This window comes from Streptomyces sp. NPDC050416, from assembly GCF_044458845.1.
Taxonomy (GTDB): domain Bacteria; phylum Actinomycetota; class Actinomycetes; order Streptomycetales; family Streptomycetaceae; genus Streptomyces.
In genome coordinates this window covers 270,039-289,416 of record NZ_JBITII010000004.1, presented here as the reverse complement: position 1 = coordinate 289,416, position 19,378 = coordinate 270,039, and the positions used below count along the sequence as shown (strand labels likewise).

Below are 19,378 nucleotides of genomic sequence, written 5' to 3'. Positions count from 1 at the left end.
GAGGCACAAAAGTCGAGAGGGGCGCGGATCGTATGTGATCCGCGCCCCAGTCGATGTCGGGTAACAGGCGAACCCGTTACTGGTCCCTGTACATCTCGGCCACGAGGAACGCCAGGTCCAGCGACTGGCTGCGGTTGAGCCGCGGGTCGCAGGCCGTCTCGTAGCGCTGGTGCAGATCGTCGACGAAGATCTCGTCGCCGCCGCCCACGCACTCGGTGACGTCGTCGCCGGTCAGCTCCACGTGGATGCCGCCCGGGTGGGTGCCGAGCGCCTTGTGAACCTCGAAGAAGCCCTTGACCTCGTCGAGCACGTCGTCGAAGCGGCGGGTCTTGTGCCCGGAGGCCGCCTCGTAGGTGTTGCCGTGCATCGGGTCGGTGATCCAGGCCACCGTCGCGCCGGAAGCGGTGACCTTCTCGACCAGCTCGGGCAGCTTGTCGCGGACCTTGTCGGCGCCCATGCGGACGATGAAGGTCAGCCGGCCGGGCTCGCGCTCGGGGTCGAGGCGCTCGATGTACTGCAACGCCTCCTCGGCCGTGGTCGTCGGGCCGAGCTTGATGCCGATCGGGTTGCGGATCTTCGAGGCGAACTCGATGTGCGCGTGGTCCAGCTGCCGGGTGCGCTCGCCGATCCACACCATGTGCGCCGAGACGTCGTACAGCTGCCCGGTGCGGGAGTCGACCCGAGTCAGGGCGGACTCGTAGTCGAGCAGCAGCGCCTCGTGCGAGGAGTAGAACTCGACGGTCTTGAACTCCTCGGGGTCTGCCCCGCAGGCGTGCATGAAGTTCAGCGCGTTGTCGATCTCCCGGGCGAGCTGCTCGTAGCGCTGCCCCGACGGGGACGACTTCACGAAGTCCTGGTTCCAGGCGTGCACCTGGCGCAGGTCGGCGTAGCCGCCGGTGGTGAAGGCGCGCACCAGGTTCAGCGTGGAGGCCGACGCGTGGTACATCCGCTTCAGCCGCTCGGGGTCCGGGATCCGGGCCTCTTCGGTGAAGTCGAAGCCGTTGACGGAGTCGCCCCGGTACGTCGGCAGCGTCACGCCGTCGCGGGTCTCGGTCGGCTTGGAGCGCGGCTTGGAGTACTGGCCGGCGATGCGGCCGACCTTCACGACCGGCACGGACGCGGCGTACGTCAGCACGGCGCCCATCTGGAGCAGCGTCTTGAGCTTGTTGCGGATCTGGTCCGCGGACACCGCGTCGAAGGCCTCGGCGCAGTCGCCGCCCTGGAGGAGGAACGCCTCTCCCTTGGCGACGGCCGCCATCCGGGCGCGCAGCTGGTCGCACTCGCCCGCGAAGACGAGCGGCGGATACGACTCGAGGTCCGCAACGACTGCGCGCAGAGCCTCGGTGTCGGGGTACTCGGGCTGCTGCGCCGCGGGCAGGTCTCGCCAGGTGTTGCCAGCACTCGCGCTGGTCTTAGCGTTCACGGTCACGGCGTCAACATTACGGGGTCGTGTCGGGCGTCCTGGCCCATGCCCAGCAAGTGAGACACGGGGTACACGACTCGGACATGGGGTCTCGGGCATGGGGTAAGGTGCCTGCCATGTTCGCGCACTCGATCCAGACCTGGTGGTGGACCGCTCATCCGGCGGCCCACTGACTGCGCGTACGACAGACTTCGCGAAGGCCGCCCGAGGGCGGCCTTCGGTGTTTCCCTTAGGTCCGCTCCTCACCGACATCGATCGCCGTCGATCGACAGCCACGGAGGAACCATGGACCTGACACAGCTGCTGCACGAGCCCCGCCCCTTCGCCCTGCTCCGCCGCCGCACCCCCGGCCACGACCACGACCTGATCGAGGTCCTCATCGGCCCGGTCACCCCGTACGACCGCCTCGCCGACCTCCCCGACGAGGGCTTGGCGCTCGTCCCCTTCCGGCAGATCCGCGAGCGCGGCTTCGACGTCCGCGACGACGGCACGCCGCTGTCGGTGCTGTCACCCGTGGAGTCCTACGGCGTCCCGCTCGCCGACGCCCTGGCCCAGCTCCCGGCGCACGACGTGCGGGTCGAGGGCGGTGGCTTCGACGTCGGTGACGAGGACTACGCGGAGATCGTCGGGCGCGTGCTGCGGGAGGAGATCGGGCGGGGCGAGGGCGCGAACTTCGTGATCCGCCGGACGTACGAGGGGGAGATCCCCGGGTTCGGCCGGGCCGACGCACTCGCGCTGTTCCGGCGGCTGCTGGAGGGCGAGCGCGGCGCGTACTGGACGTTCGTCGTGCACACCGGCGACCGGACGCTGGTCGGGGCGAGCCCGGAGGTGCATGTCCGGATGTCCGGCGGCACGGTCGTCATGAACCCGATCAGCGGCACGTACCGCTATCCCGCCGAGGGGCCGACGCCCGAGCACCTGCTGGACTTCCTCGCCGACGGCAAGGAGATCGAGGAGCTGTCGATGGTCGTCGACGAGGAGCTCAAGATGATGTGCACCGTCGGCGACATGGGCGGGGTCGTCGTCGGGCCCCGGCTGAAGGAGATGGCACACCTCGCGCACACCGAGTACGAGCTGCGCGGCAAGTCCTCGCTGGACGCGCGTGAGGTCCTGAAAGAGACCATGTTCGCGGCGACCGTCACGGGCTCGCCGGTGCAGAACGCCTGCCGGGTCATCGAGCGGCACGAGGTCGGCGGGCGCGGGTACTACGCCGGTGCGCTGGCCCTCCTCGGCCGGGACTCGGGCGGCGCCCAGACCCTCGACTCCCCCATCCTCATCCGCACGGCCGACATCGACGCCGGTGGCCGGCTGCGGGTGCCGGTGGGTGCCACGCTCGTGCGCGGGTCCGACCCGGCGGGCGAGGTCGCGGAGACGCACGCGAAGGCGGCCGGGGTGCTGACGGCGCTGGGCGTACGGCCGGGACGGCCGCGCGAGGAGTCCGCACGGCCGCGCCTGGCCGACGATCCGCGCGTACAGGCCGCGCTGGACGGGCGCCGGGCCTCGCTGGCGCCGTTCTGGCTGCGGATGCAGGAGCCGTCCGGGGAACTCGCCGGACACGCCCTGGTCGTCGACGGCGAGGACACCTTCACGGCGATGCTCGCGCATGTGCTGCGGTCGGGCGGACTGGAGGTGACCGTCCGGCGGTACGACGAGGACCGGCTCCGCGAGGCGGTGCTCGCGCACGAGGGCCCGGTCGTGCTCGGCCCGGGTCCCGGTGACCCCTCCGACCTCACCGATCCCAAGATGCGGCTCCTGCGGAGCCTCACCGCGGAGGTCATCCGTGAGCACCCGCACGGCGTGCTCGGCGTCTGCCTCGGGCACGAGCTGATCGCGGCCGAGCTGGGGTTGGAGATCGTACGGAAGGACGTGCCCTACCAGGGGGCGCAGACGACGATCGATCTGTTCGGGCGGCCGGAGACGGTCGGTTTCTACAACAGCTTCGTAGCGCACTGCGACGAAGGGGCCCGGCAGGAGCTGGCCGCGCACGGTGTGGAGGTGAGCCACGCGGCGAACGGGGAGGTGCACGCGCTGCGGGGGCCCGGGTTCGCGGGCGTGCAGTTCCACCCCGAGTCGGTGCTGACGCTGAACGGCGCGCGGGTCGTGCGGGACCTGGTGGGACAGCTACGGGGCACGAGCGCGCCCTCGGTGTAGCACGGGGTCCGGTCGGGGCCGCGCGGCCCCGACCGGCACCTGGACCAGGGGGTCAGCCGAAGAACACCCCGACCTCCTCGTAGAGCGTCGGGTCCACCGTCTTCAGTCGGGCCGTCGCGTCCGCGATGGGGACGCGGACGATGTCCGTGCCGCGCAGGGCGACCATGGTGCCGAAGTCGCCGTCGCGGACGCAGTCGATGGCGTGCAGACCGAAGCGGGTGGCGAGCCAGCGGTCGAAGGGGCTGGGGGTGCCGCCGCGCTGGATGTGACCCAGGACCGTGGTGCGGGCCTCCTTGCCCGTGCGTTTCTCGATCTCCTTGGCGAGCCACTCGCCGACCCCGGACAGCCGGACGTGCCCGAAGGAGTCCAGCGACTGGTCCTTGAGGACCATGTCGCCGTCCTTGGGCATGGCTCCCTCGGCGACGACGACGATCGGCGCGTACGACGCCCGGAAACGGGACGTCACCCAGGCGCACACCTGCTCGACGTCGAAGCGCTGCTCGGGGATGAGGATGACGTTCGCACCGCCGGCGAGGCCCGAGTGCAGGGCGATCCAGCCGGCGTGCCGGCCCATCACCTCGCAGACCAGGACCCGCATATGGGACTCGGCGGTGGTGTGCAGCCGGTCGATGGCCTCGGTCGCGATGCCGACCGCGGTGTCGAAACCGAAGGTGTAGTCGGTGGCGGACAGGTCGTTGTCTATCGTCTTCGGCACACCCACACAGGGCACGGCGTGCTCGTCGGACAGCCGGGCGGCCACCCCCAGGGTGTCCTCGCCGCCGATGGCGATGAGCGCCTCGACCTCCAGCGCGGCGAGGTTCTCCTTGATCCGGCGGATGCCGTCCCGCTCCTTCAGCGGGTTGGTCCGCGAGGAGCCGAGGATGGTGCCGCCGCGGGGCAGGATGCCGCGCACGGCGGGGATGTCGAGACGGACGGTGTCGCCTTCCAGTGGACCGCGCCAGCCGTCCCGGAAGCCGGTGAAGTCGTAGCCGTACTCCTGCACGCCCTTGCGGACGATGGCCCGGATGACGGCGTTGAGTCCGGGGCAGTCGCCGCCTCCGGTCAGTACTCCGACGCGCATGGAACAGTCCCTTCGCCGCAGGTGCCTGACGAAGGGTCAGTGTGACGTGCGCCTCACTCGTCGTCGAGGCCGCGCTCTATCGCATACCTGACCAGCTCCACGCGGTTGTGCAACTGGAGCTTGCCGAGGGTGTTCTGGACGTGGTTCTGCACCGTGCGGTGGGAGATGACCAGGCGTTCGGCGATCTGCTTGTAGCTCAGGCCCTTGGCGACGAGGCGCAGCACTTCGGTCTCGCGGTCGGTGAGGCGCGGTGCCTTCGGTTCGTCGGTGTCGGGCGCGGGGGCGGGTTCGGAGGCCAGGCGGCGGTACTCGCCGAGGACCAGCCCGGCGAGGCCGGGGGTGAAGACCGGGTCACCGACGGCCGTGCGGCGGACCGCGTCCTGGAGTTCCCCGGTGGAGGCCGACTTCAGCAGATAGCCGGTCGCGCCGGACTTGACCGCCTCCAGGACGTCGGCGTGCTCACCGCTCGCCGAGAGCACCAGGACGCGCAGCGCGGGATCGGCGGCGACGACCTCCTTGCAGACCTGGACGCCGGGCTTGCCGGGCAGGTTCAGGTCGAGCACCAGGACCTCGGGTGCGGCGGCCCTGGCACGGCGCACGGCCTGCTCGCCGTCGCCCGCGGTGGCAACCACCTCGAAGCCCGACTCGGCCAGGTCGCGGGCGACCGCGTCGCGCCACATGGGGTGGTCGTCGACCACCATGACCTTGATCGGGTCCCGCCGGTCCGCAGTGGTCTCCGTCATCGCTGCTCCGCCTTCCCCCGTACGGTCGTCACGTCCTTCGGTACTTTCAGCTCGACCTCCGTGCCCTGGCCCGGCACCGAGATCAGCTCCGCGCTGCCGCCGAGGTCGCGCAGCCGGCCGCGGATCGACTGGGCGACGCCGAGCCGCCCCTCGCCCTCGGCCTGGGCGAGCCGCCCTTCCGGGATGCCGGGTCCGTCGTCCCGTACCGTGACGATCACCTCGTCCGGCTCGTCCTCGACGAGGATCCACGCGCGCGCCTGTTCCCCGGCGTGCTTGCGGACGTTGTCCAGGGCCGCCCCGACGGCGGCGGCCACCTCCCGTGCGGCGGCCGGCGCCAGCGGCACGGGCGCGCCGGGCTCGGCGAGGCTGACCTTGGCCCCGGCGTACGGCGCGAGCAGCGCGCGCAGGTCGACGGGGCCGCTCTCCTCCGGCTGTTCGTCGACGGCCCGGACGACGGCTCCCTCGGCGGCGTCCTCCGAGACCCGGGAGACGGGTACGAGCCCGCCGGAGACCAGCGTGCGCAGCGCGACCTCCTGTTCACCGGCCATCCGGCCCAGCTCGGCCGCCTCGCCGCCGATCACCGCGCCGCGCCGCTGCACCATCGCCAGCACCTGGAGCACGCTGTCGTGGATGTCCCGGGCGAGGCGCTCCCTCTCCCTCGTCGCGGCCTCGATCTCCAGGGCGCGGGCGAGGGTGCGCTCGGAGGCGCGGGCGACCTCGACGACGTAGCCGATGGCGATGGAGGCGATGCAGACGAGGATGACGTTGTGGACGGTGTCGCGGGCCGGGCTGCCGCGCTCGATCAGGTTGGCGGCGGCCACGAGGCTGGAGGCGAGGGCCGCCCAGCGCCAGCCGCCCTTGATGGCGAAGGCGAGGACGGCACCGGCGGTCCATATCGACGGCAGTGTCGGACCGCCCGCCTGGACCCGCTCGTGCGTGTCGGCGACGGGCGTGAGCAGGATGCCGGTGAGGGCGACGGTGAGGTCGGCGGCGAGGAACCCCTTGGTGCAGCGGGCCGCGTTCGCGACCCGGGGCAGTGTGGCCAGGGTCCACGCGGCCAGCACGACGTAGTAGGCGACGGCGACCCAGGGCCGGACGAACTCCTCGTAGGCGGTGGCGAACAGGCCGACCGCGTACAGCATCGTGAGCACCCGGTAGGCGGTCAGCGCACTCCACAGCGGCTGTTCGACCGACATCCTCATGACTCGCTCGCGCCTGGCCATCTCCCCCACCCCTGGCTCAAGCCCGACTAGGGCTCGGTCCGCCGCTGCTCCGATTCTTCCTTGTCCGCCTGTTCCTTCTCGGCCCGGGCGAGCGCGGCCTTCGCCGCCTTCTCGGCTTCCTTCTCCGCCTTCGCCGCCTCCGCGAGCTGCCGCTTCATGGCCGTCGCGTACATGTCGACGTACTCCTGGCCGGAGAGCTTCATGATCTCGTACATGACCTCGTCGGTCACGGCGCGCAGCACGAACCGGTCGTGCTCCATGCCCTGGTAGCGGCTGAAGTCCAGGGGCTTGCCGATCCGGATGCCGGGGCGCATCAGCTTCGGCATGACCTTCCCGGGCGGCTGGATCTTCTCCGTGTCGATCATGGCGACGGGGATGACGGGCGCGCCGGTCGCCAGCGCCACGCGCGCGAGGCCGCCCGGCTTGCCGCGGTAGAGCCGCCCGTCGGGCGAGCGCGTCCCCTCCGGGTAGATGCCGAACAGCTCGCCGCGCTCCAGCACCTCGATGCCGCTCCTGATGGCGGCCTCACCCGCGCCGCGCGCACCGGAGCGGTCCACGGGCAGCTGGCCGACGCCCTTGAAGAACGCGGCCGTCAGCCGGCCCTTCACCCCGGGCGTGGTGAAGTACTCGGCCTTCGCGATGAACGTGACCTTGCGGTTCAGGACAGCGGGCAGGAAGAACGAGTCCGAGAAGGACAGGTGGTTGCTCGCCAGGATCGCGGGGCCCTCGTCGGGAACGTTCTCCAGGCCTTCCACCCAGGGCCTGAAGGCGACCTTCAGCGGTCCCCCAACAGCGACCTTCATCGCGCCGTACAACAACCGAGTGCCTCCTGTATGTGTCGATCAGACCTTAACCCGGCGCGCCGTCAAAGGCGCCGACGGCCCTGGTCGGTGTCAGTGCCGTCGCGTACGGTGAAGGTCCCGCGAACGCCGTGCGACACCTGCCATGACGTTCCGTGACATTCCGTGATCGTGTCCGTCCCTTCTCATGACCAGGAGGCCGAAGGTGCCGGTCCTTGCCGGAGCCGAGCCGTTTCGCCACGAGGGCGGGGAGACCGCCGTGCTCCTCTGCCACGGCTTCACCGGTTCACCGCAGTCGCTGCGCCCGTGGGCGGAGCATCTCGCCGCACGCGGCATGACCGTCTCGCTGCCGCTGCTCCCCGGGCACGGCACGCGCTGGGAGGACCTGCGGATCACCGGCTGGCAGGACTGGTACGCGGAGGTGGAGCGCGAGCTGCGCCTCCTGTGCGAGCGCCGCGAGCAGGTGTTCGTGGCCGGTCTGTCCATGGGCGGTGCCCTGGCCCTGCGGCTCGCCGCGCGGCACGGCGACGCCGTCAGCGGAGTGGTGGTCGTCAACCCGGCGAACAAGGTGCACGGCCTGGCCGCGCACGCCCTCCCGGTGATCCGCCACATCGTCCCCGCGACGAAGGGCATCGCCAGCGACATCGCCAAGCCGGACAGCAGGGAGCTGGGCTACGACCGGGTGCCGCTGCACGCCGCGCACTCCCTGCGCCAGTTCTTCCAGATCGCCGACCGCGAGTTGCCGCAGGTCACGCAGCCGGTGCTGCTGCTGCGCAGCCCGCAGGACCATGTGGTGCCGCCGGCCGACTCGGCCCGTATTCTCAGCCGCATCTCGTCGACGGACGTGAAAGAGGTCCTGCTGGAACAGAGCTACCACGTCGCCACGTTGGACCATGACGCGGACCGGATTTTCGAGGAGAGCACCTCGTTCATCAGCCGGCTCGCGTCCGGCCTCGGCAGGGAGCCCGGTCTCGGCAAGGAAGGGACGGCCGCAGGTGGCTGAGCACGACTCCGACCGCGAGGGCCGCGAGCCGGACGAGAAGGGCGTCCCGTTCGACGAGGAGGCCGCCTGGGCGGCGATCGTGGCCGGGTACGGCGACGAGCCGCCGGACCCGCCGGGCGCCAAGCCGTTCAAGTCGATCGAGGACCTGGCGCTGCTGGAGACTCCGACCAACGACGACCGGGTGGACACGGCCGCGGAGGCCGCCTCGGCCCCCGTGGAGGCCGGGAAGCCCGGCGAGCCGGACGGGCCGGAGCCGAAGGGATCCGGCGACAAGCCGGACAAGCCGGCCAAGCCTCTGGGCGGCTCCGTCTCCTTCGCGCCCGGCGTCGGCCCGCGCGACTACTCCGCGCCCGAGCCCGCCGAGGACGACTTCGACGAGGACGACGAGGGGCATTTCGTGCCGCCGGAGCCGCCCCCGCTGCCGTCCGCCGACCCCACCGCGAAGTTCGCCTGGCTCGGCGTGCTGGGCGGGCCGGTGCTGCTTCTGCTGGCCGTGCTGCTCGGCTGGGAGATGACCTGGTGGCTGACCACGCTGAGCGTCGGCGGGTTCGTCGGCGGGTTCGTGACGCTGGTGATGCGGATGCGGACGGACGACGAGGACGACGACGACCCGGGGCGGGGTGCGGTCGTCTAGGCGGCTCGTTCTCAGGCGGCCGGAATCTTGAGGGCGGCCAGGACCGGGAGGTGGTCCGTGGCCGCCCTCAGGTCTGCCTCGGTCACGCCGGGGTGCTCGAACGGCACGCCGCAGCCCAGCACCTCGACGCCCTGGGTCGCGAAGATCGCGTCGATGCGCTGGTAGGGGTCGGCGGGCGTCCAGGTGTGCTCGCCGCCCCAGGGCGCGGTCGCGTGGCAGTCCCGCAGGGCGTCGGCGAGGCGGCGGAAGGCGGGGCCGTCGGGGCGTTCGTTCAGGTCGCCGCCGGCGATCATGTGCTCCACACCCATGCCGGCGAGCCGGTCCAGGAGCAGGCCGGCCTGGTCGTAGCGCTCGTCCTTCTGGAGCGACAGGTGACAGCTCAGGACGCCGAGGCGGGTGCCGGCGAAGCGGACGACCGCCGTGGCGAAGCCGCGGCGGTGCAGGCCGGGGGTGTGGGGCAGGAGGACGTCCTCCGTGCGTTCGACGCTCGCCCGGAGCGAGCTGAGGATCGCCGGGCCGGTGGTGGTGGCGCCGCCGGTGACGACGACCAGGTCGGATTCGCGGGCCAGACGGGCGAGTTTCTTGCGCCAGCGGAAGAAGCGGGGGGCTTCTTGGATCAGCACCAGGTCGGGTTCGCAGGCCTTGATGACGCGGGCCAGGGCATCGGTGTCGTCGCGCATCGAGCGGATGTTGTAGCTGAGGACCCTGATGACCGCGGAACCGTCGGGTTCGGTACGGGAGTTGGGGAGCAGGGGCATGTGATCAATTTACGCCCAAGAGCTCGGGGCGCGAGGACTGTGCGCGCGTGCCGGTTGTTCGTGGCTTGTCGCGCAGTTCCCCGCGCCCCTTGGGGCACCACCCCGGAAGGCGTTTACATGATCGGGTCGGGTTCCCTCGCCAGGTCCGCTGCTCCGACCAGGCCGGCCTTGTTGCCCAGTTCCGCGGCGCGGACCTCGGCGACCGGGCGCCAGTTGCCGCCGACCAGCCAGCGCTTGTAGGACTTGCGGATCGGGCCCAGGACCAGTTCGCCCTCGTCGGACAGGCCGCCGCCGACGATGAAGGCGGAGGGGTCGAAGAGGGAGGCGAGGTCGGCGAGGCCCGCGCCGACCCAGCGGGCCAGTTCGCGGTAGGAGTCGACGGCCACGCGGTCGCCCTGGCGGGCGGCCATGGAGATGTGCTTGCCCTCGATGCCGTCGGGCGTGCCGTTGCCGAGGCCGAGGAGGATCTCGGCGTTCTCGGGGGTGGCGTTGGCGCGCTGCTTGGCGTACCTCACCAGCGCCCGGCCCGACGCGTACTGCTCCCAGCAGCCCTGTGAGCCGCAGCCGCACAGCAGGCCGTCCGGCACCATGCGGATGTGGCCGAACTCGGCGGCCACGCCGAAGTGCCCGCGGCGCAGCTTGTTGCCGATGATGATGCCGCCGCCGAGGCCGGTGCCGAGCGTGATGCAGATGACGTTGCGGTGGCCCTTGCCGGCGCCGAACTTGTACTCGCCCCACGCCGCGGCGTTCGCGTCGTTCTCGACGACCACCGGGAGGCCCACACGGGCCTCGACCTTCGCCTTGAGCGGCTCGTTGCGCCAGTGGATGTTGGGCGCGAAGTAGACCTCGGAGCGCTGCCGGTTCACATAGCCGGCCGCGCCGATGCCCACGCCGACGATGTCGTGCCCGACGCGTGCGCCTTCCACCGCCGAGGCGATGGCGTCCACGATGCCCTCAGGCGTGCCCGGGGTCGGCACCTTGTGGGTCGAGAGGATGCTGCCTTCCTCATCGACCACGCCGGCCGCGATCTTCGTGCCGCCGATGTCGACGCCGATGGTGAGTCCCATGAATCCCTCAGTTTCGGTCGAGCCCCGCTACGGCCAACGGTACCCGAGGCGCGCCGTCGGGTCGGCTGTCGTCCGCACGCTGGGCAGGACCGGCGGCGGCACGCCGGTCGCGGCTCGCGAAGAGGAGGTCGGGTTCAGTCCAGGTCGATGCGCTCCCCGGGACCGGCGTCGTCGCCCCGGTCATGGCGTTCGTCCAGGTCACGCGGGTCGATCCGGTCGTCGCGCCCGGTCCAGCGCCGCTCCTGGGCCTCGACCGCGGAGCGGTAGGCGGCGAGCAGTTCGTTCCCGGCGGCGGCCAGGTGGTCGAAGACGTCCGGGTTGCGTTCGATGACGGGTTCCACGGCGGCCTTCGCCTGCTGGACGACCTGGCGGACGACCTGCTCGGCGGCGGGCCCGGCGACGGCACCGAACAGCGGGGACTGGATCCCCGACAGCTTGTCCGCGACGGCGTCGACGAGCTTCTTCAGTTCCTCGGCCGCTGAGCCCGGGGGCGGTCCGTACTCGGCGCGGCGGCGGGCCTTCTCCGCCTCGAGGTCCTCGGCGCACGCGGTCGCCCAGGCGTCGGCGTCGCTCGCCCGTACCTCGTCCGCGGCCTCTTCGCGGGCGGCGTCGAACGGGGGGAGCTCTTCGCTCATGACGGACTCCTGACTACGGTTCGTCCCTCCGACGTTACCCCCTCTCACCGCGTCTGCGGCCAGAGCTTCGGGTCGGGCGCGAAGCGGATGTGCAGCTCGCCCTCGCGCAGGGCGGCGCCGTCGACGGTGCAGCGGCGCAGCGCGGAGGGCAGCGGAACGATTCGGCGGAAAGGCCCCGCCGTGACGACGAGTTCGTCGCCGCGCCGCACCAGGTCCAGTTCCTCGCGCACGGCGCCGGGCAGCGGGATGTGCCAGACGAGCACGCCGTCCGCGCCGAGCCGGTCGGCCACCGGCCACTCGACCGCCGGGACGGGCTCGCCCGGGTCGGCGCCGGTTACGGCGAGGGCGGCCAGGTCGTCGGTGCCGAGCGGGTCGCGTCCGAGGTGGGCGACGGTCCGGACGTCGTACGACTCCCGCCACTCGTCCAGTGTCTTGCGCTGCTGGGCGACCGGGCCGGCCAGCCAGGTGTCCGGGGACGCCTCGGGCAGGACGCGGTTGGCGACCACGACGTCGGTGCGCAGGCGGCGCAGGGCGAGTCCGAGGCGGGCGGTGCGGAGGGCGTCGGCACCGGCGGGGCCGGGCTCGGCGACCAGTCGTACGACGGTGTCGCGGTCGGCGACGACGGCCTCGACGGCGGCCAGCTCCAGGTCCCAGCGGGCGGCCGTCTCGTACAGCCACTCGGCGGGCATGGGAACGCCGGCGAGCCGGCCCAGCACGGGGCGCAGGGCGCGGGCGGCCTGGCGTTCGGGCGGGAGCAGGCGGCGCAGGTAGCGGCGGAGTTCCTCGGGCAGGGCGAGGAGGGCGAGGGCCTGCGGGGCCGGGGGCAGGTCGACCACGAGCAGGTCGTACGCCTCGGACAGCGCGGCGTCGCGCAGGGCGCGCAGGAGGGCGAGTTCCTCCGCTCCGGGGAGAGGGCTGAGTTCCTCGGGGTCGAGGCGGGAGGCGCCGAGGAGGTCCAGGGCGGAGGAGGCGCGGTCCTGGAGGGCGGTGAGGTCGCTGCGGAAGTCCTGGGCGGGGTCGGGGCGCCAGGCCGTGAGGCGGGGTGCGGCCTCGACCGGCTCGGGGCCGGTGCGGGTGCCGAGGGCGGCGCCGAGGGTGTCCGTGCGGTCGGTGCCGAGGACGAGGGTGCGGGTGCCCTGCGCTGCCGCGGCCAGGGCGGTCGCGGCCGCGAGGGTGGTACGGCCGCTGCCGCCGGGGCCGGTGATCAGGATGGTGCGCATGGGGGTGAACGGTACCCGGGCGTTGGCGCTCAGGCCGGGTGGGTCCGCAGCCCGGCGGAGCAGGGTGCCGCATCTGTGGGACGGGTGCCGCCCTCAGCGGCACGATTGCCCGCAGCGGCGGCACCTCAGGGGCGCGGGGAACTGCGCGACCAGCCACGACGGGCCCGCACCCGGTACGGCCCAGGCACCGCTACGGCGCGACCCTTACTTGCCCGATTCCACGCGCTTCTTCAGACCCGCCAGCGCCCGGTCGATGATGACCTTCTCCGCCTTGCGCTTGATCATGCCGAGCATCGGGATCTTGACGTCGACGGTCAGCGCGTACGTGACCTCGGTGCCCCCCGCCCCCGCCGGCTTCAACAGGTACGTGCCGTCCAGGGACCGGAGCATCTGCGACTTGACGAGGGTCCAGGACACCTCGTTCTCGCCGGTCCACGTGTACGCGAGGACCTGGTCGTCCTTGATCGCACCCGCGTCCATGACGAGCCGGACCTGTTCGGCACGGCCCTGCTCGTCGGTCTTGAGTACCTCGGCCTCCTTGACCTCGCCGGTCCAGTCCGGGTAGCGGGCGAAATCGGAGATGACCGCCATGACGTCGGCCGGGGCCGCCTCGATGGTGATGCTCGAGCTGGTGTGTTCCGCCATCGCCGTGGCTCCTCCAGATACGGGCCGGTATGAGGTCGTCGTGCGCAAGCGTGTGCAGCGTGAAGGCTACCGCGCACGGGACCCGCCGATCTCACCCGACCTGGGACGTCCTCACCATTCCAGCGCCCACGGCGTCCCGGTCCCCGCGAAGTGACCCACGTTCACACACTCGGTTGCCCCGATCCGCATCCGCCGCACCAGCGGCTGGTGGACGTGCCCGAAGAGGGAATAGCGGGGCCGGGTGCGGCGGATGGCGTCCAGCAGGGCCCGGCTGCCACGCTCGAAGCGGCGCGCGACGGTGTCGTAGACGAGTTCGGGGACCTCGGGCGGGATGTGCGTGCACAGCACGTCGACCTCGCCGACGGCCTCTATCTTGGCCGCGTACTCCTCGTCGCCGATCTCGTACGGCGTCCGCATCGGTGTCCGCAGGCCGCCGCCGACGAAGCCGAAGACCCAGCCGCCGATCTCCACGCGCTCGCCGTCGAGGACGGTCGTGCCGGGGCCGGCGTACTCCTGCCACAGGGGCGGCATGTCGACATTGCCGTAGGTCGCGTACGTAGGGGTGGGGAACGCGGCGAACATCTCGGCGTACTGCTTGCGTACCGCCTTCTCGATCACCGAGGCGCGGTCCTCGCCGACGCCGGCCCACAGCCGGGCGCCGAACTCCCGTGCCTCCTGGAAGCGGCGGGCGGTGCGCAGCGCGACGATGCGGTCGGCGTTCTCGACGCCGAAGAGGTCGGGGAAGATGCCGCGCGAGTGGTCGGCGTAGTCGAGGAAGAGGACGAGGTCGCCCAGGCAGATCAGGGCGTCGGCGCCCTCGCCGGCCCTCGCCAGGTCACGGGCGTTGCCGTGCACGTCGCTGACCACATGCACGCGCGTCCTGTGGTTTCCGGCTGGTGTGGGTGCCATGGCGATCAAGGGTAGGTCGAGGGGCGCAGTTGTGAACAGTGGCGGCCCTACCTGCGGTTACTGGCCAGTCAGTTAGTACGTGGACTACTGTGCGCGAAGGAATACCCAACTGTGTGACGCAGCGAACATCTCGATGGGACCCCCTGTCGGAGAACCCATACCGGCGGGTAACGTCCGGGCAGTCCAGTCGTGCTCTGCATTTCAACAAGTGAATGCGGGAGCACCTGCCCGAGCCTTGGACCGGACCGTCGCATCACACAACGTCGTGGCGCCGGCGCCCTATGAGGAGCAGCAGTCTTGCGCGAGTTCAGCCTTCCGGCTTTGTACGAGGTCCCTGCGGACGGCAATCTGACCGACATCGTCCGCAGAAACGCCGCGCAGCACCCGGATGTCGCCGTCATCGCCCGCAAGGTCGGCGGCACCTGGCAGGACGTCACGGCCACCGCCTTCCTCGCCGAGGTGCACACGGCCGCGAAGGGGCTGATCGCCGCCGGGGTCGAGCCCGGCGACCGGGTGGGCCTGATGTCCCGCACCCGTTACGAGTGGACCCTGCTGGACTTCGCGATCTGGTGCGCGGGCGCGGTGACCGTGCCGGTGTACGAGACCAGTTCGCCGGAGCAGGTGCAGTGGATCCTCGGTGACTCGGGCGCGACCGCGTGCATCGTGGAGTCGGACGGGCACACGGCCGCCGTCGAGTCGGTGCGTGACCGGCTGCCGGCGCTCAAGCACGTGTGGCAGATCGAGGGCGGCTGCATCGAGGAGCTGGGCCGGCTCGGGCAGGACGTCACGGACCAGACGGTCGAGGAGCGCAGCTCGATCGCCAAGGCCGACGACCCGGCGACCATCGTCTACACCTCGGGCACGACCGGCCGTCCCAAGGGCTGTGTGCTCACCCACCGCAGCTTCTTCGCCGAGTGCGGCAACATCGTGGAGCGGCTGCGTCCGCTGTTCCGCACGGGCGAGTGCTCGGTGCTGCTCTTCCTGCCGCTCGCGCACGTCTTCGGGCGGCTCGTGCAGATCGCGCCGATGATGGCGCCGATCAAGCTCGGCTGCGTCCCGGACATCAAGAACCTCACCGACGAGCTGGCCGCGTTCCGCCCGACCCTGATCCTCGGGGTGCCGCGCGTCTTCGAGAAGGTCTACAACTCGGCGCGCGCCAAGGCGCAGGCCGACGGCAAGGGCAAGATCTTCGACAAGGCCGCCGACACGGCGATCGCCTACAGCAAGGCGCTGGACACCCCGTCGGGCCCGTCCCTCGGCCTGCGGATCAAGTACAAGACGTTCGACAAGCTCGTCTACAGCAAGCTGCGCGCGGTCCTCGGCGGCCGGGGCGAGTACGCCATCTCCGGCGGCGCCCCGCTGGGCGAGCGCCTCGGCCACTTCTTCCGCGGCATCGGCTTCACGGTCCTGGAGGGCTACGGCCTGACCGAGTCCTGCGCGGCCACCGCGTTCAACCCCTGGGACCGGCAGAAGATCGGCACGGTCGGCCAGCCGCTGCCCGGCTCGGTGGTGCGGATCGCCGACGACGGCGAGGTGCTGCTGCACGGCGAGCACCTGTTCAAGGAGTACTGGAACAACCCCGGCGCGACCGCGGAGGCGCTGGCCGACGGCTGGTTCCACACCGGTGACATCGGCACCCTCGACGAGGACGGCTACCTCCGGATCACCGGCCGCAAGAAGGAGATCATCGTCACCGCGGGCGGCAAGAACGTCGCCCCGGCCGTGATCGAGGACCGTATCCGGGCGCACGCGCTGGTCGCCGAGTGCATGGTGGTGGGCGACGGGCGGCCGTTCGTGGGCGCGCTGATCACCATCGACGAGGAGTTCCTGGGCCGCTGGTGCGCGGACCACGGCAAGCCGGCGGGTTCCACCGCGGCGTCGCTGCGCGAGGACCCGGATCTGCTGGCCGCGATCCAGGCGGCGGTCGACGACGGCAACGCCGCGGTGTCGAAGGCGGAATCGGTGCGGAAGTTCCGCATTCTGTCCTCCCAGTTCACGGAGGAGTCGGGCCACCTGACCCCCTCGCTGAAGCTGAAGCGGAACGTGGTGGCGAAGGACTACGCGCACGAGGTCGAGGCGATCTACGCGAAGTGACCCACGGGGTCGTCTATGGCGCGGTGTCCTCGGCGAGGACCCGCGCCATCGTGCGTTCGGCGAGCGCGGTGATGGTCACGAAGGGGTTGACCCCGATCGACCCGGGCACGAGCGAGCCGTCGGTGACGTAGAGCCTCCTGTAGCCCTTCACGCGCCCGTAGTCGTCCGTCGCCCGGCCCAGCACGCAGCCGCCGAGCGGGTGGTAGGTGAAGTCGTCGGCGAAGACCTTGCTGCTCGACCCGAACAGGTCGTAGCGGTAGATCGTCGAGTTGGCCGCGTTGATCCGGTCGAACAGCTTCCTGGCCATGGCGACGGAGACCGCGCTGTGGGCGGCCGTCCAGCCGAGCCGTACCGCGCCCGAGCCGGTGTCGTACGAGAAGGACGCCCGCTCCGGGTTCCCGGTGATGGCCAGATAGAGGCTCACCCAGTGTTCCAGCCCGGTCGGCAGCGGGGCGATCTCGGCGAACACGCGGTTGGCGGCGTTGGCCCAGTCGTCGATGCCCATGACCGGCATGGTCGACTGGTTCGCGCCGACGGTGTCCCACAGCTGGTTGGCCCGGCCGAGCATCACGTTGCCGTTGGTGCCCCAGCCGGCTCCGACGCTGGGGTCGAGATCGGGCAGGGTGCCCGTCTCCCGGGCGCGCAGCAGCAGTTCGGTGGTGCCGAGGCTGCCGCCGCCGAGGAAGAGGTACGTGCAGCCGTACTCCTTGGTCTCGACGACCCGGCCGGTCTCGTCGACGCGGTCGGCGGTCAGGACGTAGCTCCCGTCCGGCGCCCGGCTGATCGCGCGGACCTTCTCCAGGGTGTGGATCGTGACGTGGCCGGTGCCGAGCGCGGCGGCGAGGTAGGTCTTGTCGAGGCTGCGCTTGCCGTGGTTGTTGCCGTAGATGACCTCGCCGGCGAGTGCCGACTTCGGGGCGGTGCCGGACGCCTCGCGCGCCATGTGGCCGAAGTCGTAGACGTTCGGCACGAAGGTGGTCCGCAGGCCGGTCTTCTCGGCATGCTTGCGGGAGACGCGGGTGAAGCGGTACCACTCCGTCGACTCGAACCAGGCCGGGTCGACGGTGTTCACGCCGAGGGCGGCGCGGGCGCGCGGGAAGTAGGTGCCGTACATCTCGTCGGCGTCGACGGTGGGGAACTGCTCGGCGAAGTAGGCCCGGGGCGGTGTGACCGCCATGCCGCCGTTGACGAGCGAGCCGCCGCCGACGCCCCGGCCGACGTAGACGGACATCTGGGCGAAGTGCACGCGGTCCAGGACGCCCGGGTAGCGGCCGATGTCCCTGTTGACGACGTCCAGCCAGAGGAAGGTGCCCAGAGGGGCCTCGGTCCGGGTGCGGAACCACATGGAGCGCTGGTCCGGGGTGCGAGTGGAGCAGAAGATCTTGCCGTCCGGGCCGGGGGTGTTCCAGAGCCGGCCCATCTCCAGGACGAGGGTGCGGATGCCGGCCTGGGCCAGGCGGAGGGCGGCTACGGCGCCGCCGTAGCCGGAGCCGATGACGATGGCGGGGGCGGTGTCGACTGCCTGTGGCTGCGCCGCTCGGGCGGAGTCGAGGCCGATGCGGGTGAATCCCAGGGTGGCTGCAGTCTGGAGGGCTGCCATGCCGAGGATCTGACGTCTTGTCAGCTGACGGTGCATCATGTTGGATGTCATGGGCGCAGCATCGGCGGATTATTTGGTTCCGCCTAGTGGGGTGCCGCCTATTCGTCGTGGGCGAGTGCGGGTGCGTTGTGGTTGGTCGCGCAGTTCCCCGCGCCCCTGAAGGAAGACACCTACAGCAAGTTCTTCAGGTGCTCCGCGAGTAGGTCCCAGCGCCACTTTTCCTCGACCCACTCGCGGCCTCGCTCGCCCATCCTGCGGCGCAGCTCCGCGTCGCCGAGGAGGGTGATGATGCGGTCGGCCGCCTCCGGCGGAGAGCCGCCGCGGACCACCCAGCCCGTTTCGCCGTCCAGGACCGCGTCGGGGGCGCCGCCCGAGTCGCCGGCGACGACCGGGAGGCCCGTCGCCGACGCCTCCAGGTAGACGATGCCGAGGCCCTCGACGTCGAGGCCGCCGCGGCGGGTGCGGCAGGGCATGGCGAAGACGTCGCCGGCGCCGTAGTGGGCGGGCAGCTCCGACCAGGGCACCGGGCCCGTGAAGCGGACGGAGGCGGCGACGCCCGTGTCGTGGGCCAGTCTGCGGAGGTCCTTCTCGTAGGGGCCGCCCCCGACGATCAGCAGCACCGTGTCCGGCTCGGCCGCCAGGATCCGGGGCATGGCCTGGATCAGGGTGTCCTGGCCCTTGCGCCGCACCAGCCGGGAGACGCACACCACCACCGGGCGGTCCGTCAGGCCCAGGCGGGCGCGCACCTCGTCGCCGCCCGAGCCGGGGTGGAAGGTCTTCTCGTCGACGCCCGGCGGCAGCTGCGCCATCCGCGCGGCCGCCTGCGGGCTGAGCGCGCCGGCGATCCGGGAGCGTGTGTACTCGCCGAGGTAGGTGATCGTGTCCGTGGAGTCGCCGATCCGGCGCAGCAGCTGCCGGGCGGCGGGCAGTTGCGCCCAGCCGGCCTCGTGCCCGTGCGTGGTGGCGACCAGCCGTTCGGCGCCCGCTCTGCGCAGCGCCGGTGCCATCAGGCCGAGGGGGGCCGCCGCCCCGAACCACACCGAGGTGCACCCGTGCTCCCGCAGCAGCCCGACGGCCCGCCGGGTGGCGCCCGGTGTGGGCAGCAGCATGCTCGTGCGGTCCCGTACGACGGTGAAGGGCTGCTCGGCGTCGAAGGCGGCGGTCGCCGCCACGCCCTCCGGGCTCCGCTTCCAGGTCGACGCGTAGACGACCAGCCGCTGCGGGTCCAGCCGCAGCGCCATGTTGTGCAGAAACGCCTGGATGCCGCCCGGCCTGGGCGGGAAGTCGTTGGTCACGATCAGGGTCTTGCGCACGCCGCCGACCCTACCGAACCGCCCCGCACGGCCGTACGCGCCGGCAGGTGTGGCACGCTCACAGCTGTCGGGGACATCA

General features: G+C 71.6%; 18 protein-coding genes. 5 read left to right on the top strand and 13 right to left on the bottom strand.

Going from position 1 to position 19,378, the window contains the following annotated elements; translation table 11 throughout:
* Positions 1–76: 76 nt before the first annotated feature.
* The gene (locus tag ACIBL4_RS14595; protein WP_399409835.1) at positions 77–1,429 is read right to left on the bottom strand and encodes a class II 3-deoxy-7-phosphoheptulonate synthase; all 1,353 of its coding nucleotides are present in this window, start codon (positions 1,427–1,429) and stop codon (positions 77–79) included.
* Positions 1,430–1,506: 77 nt separating this feature from the next.
* On the opposite strand from ACIBL4_RS14595, the gene ACIBL4_RS14590 reads away from it, so the two are divergent.
* Together ACIBL4_RS14590 and ACIBL4_RS14585 are read left to right on the top strand one after the other, a co-directional pair.
* Entirely contained in the window at positions 1,507–1,596 is a 90-nt protein-coding gene (locus ACIBL4_RS14590; protein WP_399409833.1) for a trp operon leader peptide, read from the top strand.
* A gap of 112 nt (positions 1,597–1,708) precedes the next feature.
* Positions 1,709–3,574, top strand: a complete 1,866-nt coding sequence (locus ACIBL4_RS14585) for an anthranilate synthase family protein (RefSeq protein ID WP_399409831.1) — start codon at positions 1,709–1,711, stop codon at positions 3,572–3,574.
* Between the two features lie 52 nt (positions 3,575–3,626).
* Here ACIBL4_RS14585 and ACIBL4_RS14580 read toward each other — a convergent pair whose 3' ends face one another.
* The 4 genes from ACIBL4_RS14580 to ACIBL4_RS14565 are packed head-to-tail and all read right to left on the bottom strand — an operon-like array spanning position 3,627 to position 7,424.
* A complete protein-coding gene (locus ACIBL4_RS14580; RefSeq protein WP_399409829.1) occupies positions 3,627–4,655 on the bottom strand; it encodes a 6-phosphofructokinase in 1,029 nt (342 codons plus the stop codon).
* Between the two features lie 53 nt (positions 4,656–4,708).
* The gene (locus ACIBL4_RS14575) at positions 4,709–5,398 is read right to left on the bottom strand and encodes a response regulator (protein WP_399409827.1); all 690 of its coding nucleotides are present in this window, start codon (positions 5,396–5,398) and stop codon (positions 4,709–4,711) included.
* Complete coding sequence (gene macS, locus ACIBL4_RS14570; RefSeq protein WP_399409825.1) at positions 5,395–6,621, bottom strand: MacS family sensor histidine kinase; 1,227 nt, start codon at positions 6,619–6,621, stop codon at positions 5,395–5,397. Before macS ends, ACIBL4_RS14575 begins: the two co-directional genes overlap by 4 nt.
* A 26-nt stretch (positions 6,622–6,647) precedes the next feature.
* A complete protein-coding gene (locus ACIBL4_RS14565; protein WP_399409823.1) occupies positions 6,648–7,424 on the bottom strand; it encodes a lysophospholipid acyltransferase family protein in 777 nt (258 codons plus the stop codon).
* A gap of 202 nt (positions 7,425–7,626) precedes the next feature.
* On the opposite strand from ACIBL4_RS14565, the gene ACIBL4_RS14560 reads away from it, so the two are divergent.
* Together ACIBL4_RS14560 and ACIBL4_RS14555 are read left to right on the top strand one after the other, a co-directional pair.
* On the top strand, positions 7,627–8,424 hold the full coding sequence (locus ACIBL4_RS14560; protein ID WP_399409821.1) for an alpha/beta hydrolase: 798 nt from the start codon (positions 7,627–7,629) through the stop codon (positions 8,422–8,424).
* Complete coding sequence (locus ACIBL4_RS14555; protein ID WP_399409819.1) at positions 8,417–9,058, top strand: hypothetical protein; 642 nt, start codon at positions 8,417–8,419, stop codon at positions 9,056–9,058. The genes ACIBL4_RS14560 and ACIBL4_RS14555 overlap by 8 nt, the downstream gene beginning before the upstream one ends.
* Before the next feature lie 11 nt (positions 9,059–9,069).
* Here ACIBL4_RS14555 and ACIBL4_RS14550 read toward each other — a convergent pair whose 3' ends face one another.
* The 6 genes from ACIBL4_RS14550 to ACIBL4_RS14525 all read right to left on the bottom strand — a co-directional run bounded on the left by ACIBL4_RS14550 (position 9,070) and on the right by ACIBL4_RS14525 (position 14,292).
* Positions 9,070–9,816, bottom strand: a complete 747-nt coding sequence (locus tag ACIBL4_RS14550) for an endonuclease/exonuclease/phosphatase family protein (RefSeq protein WP_399409817.1) — start codon at positions 9,814–9,816, stop codon at positions 9,070–9,072.
* A gap of 113 nt (positions 9,817–9,929) precedes the next feature.
* The gene (locus ACIBL4_RS14545; RefSeq protein ID WP_399409815.1) at positions 9,930–10,883 is read right to left on the bottom strand and encodes an ROK family glucokinase; all 954 of its coding nucleotides are present in this window, start codon (positions 10,881–10,883) and stop codon (positions 9,930–9,932) included.
* Positions 10,884–11,017: 134 nt separating this feature from the next.
* The gene (locus ACIBL4_RS14540; protein WP_399409813.1) at positions 11,018–11,518 is read right to left on the bottom strand and encodes a DUF5304 domain-containing protein; all 501 of its coding nucleotides are present in this window, start codon (positions 11,516–11,518) and stop codon (positions 11,018–11,020) included.
* 44 nt (positions 11,519–11,562) lie between these two features.
* Positions 11,563–12,738 carry an ArsA family ATPase gene (locus ACIBL4_RS14535; RefSeq protein ID WP_399409811.1) on the bottom strand — a complete coding sequence of 392 codons (1,176 nt, stop codon included), beginning with the start codon at positions 12,736–12,738 and terminating at the stop codon, positions 11,563–11,565.
* A gap of 204 nt (positions 12,739–12,942) precedes the next feature.
* Positions 12,943–13,383 (bottom strand): SRPBCC family protein, encoded by a 441-nt coding sequence (locus tag ACIBL4_RS14530; RefSeq protein ID WP_059423277.1) that lies wholly within the window; start codon positions 13,381–13,383, stop codon positions 12,943–12,945.
* A 111-nt stretch (positions 13,384–13,494) separates the two neighbouring features.
* A complete protein-coding gene (locus tag ACIBL4_RS14525) occupies positions 13,495–14,292 on the bottom strand; it encodes a metallophosphoesterase (RefSeq protein WP_399409809.1) in 798 nt (265 codons plus the stop codon).
* A gap of 297 nt (positions 14,293–14,589) precedes the next feature.
* Here ACIBL4_RS14525 and ACIBL4_RS14520 point away from each other — a divergent pair, with 297 nt between their 5' ends.
* Positions 14,590–16,386: an AMP-dependent synthetase/ligase gene (locus ACIBL4_RS14520; protein WP_399409807.1), complete on the top strand. Its 1,797-nt coding sequence runs from the start codon at positions 14,590–14,592 to the stop codon at positions 16,384–16,386.
* Between the two features lie 13 nt (positions 16,387–16,399).
* Here ACIBL4_RS14520 and ACIBL4_RS14515 read toward each other — a convergent pair whose 3' ends face one another.
* On the bottom strand, positions 16,400–17,986 hold the full coding sequence (locus tag ACIBL4_RS14515) for a GMC oxidoreductase (protein ID WP_399410572.1): 1,587 nt from the start codon (positions 17,984–17,986) through the stop codon (positions 16,400–16,402).
* Between the two features lie 170 nt (positions 17,987–18,156).
* Positions 18,157–19,299, bottom strand: coding sequence for a glycosyltransferase family 4 protein (locus ACIBL4_RS14510; protein WP_399409805.1), 1,143 nt, complete (start codon positions 19,297–19,299; stop codon positions 18,157–18,159).
* Positions 19,300–19,378 lie beyond the last annotated feature (79 nt).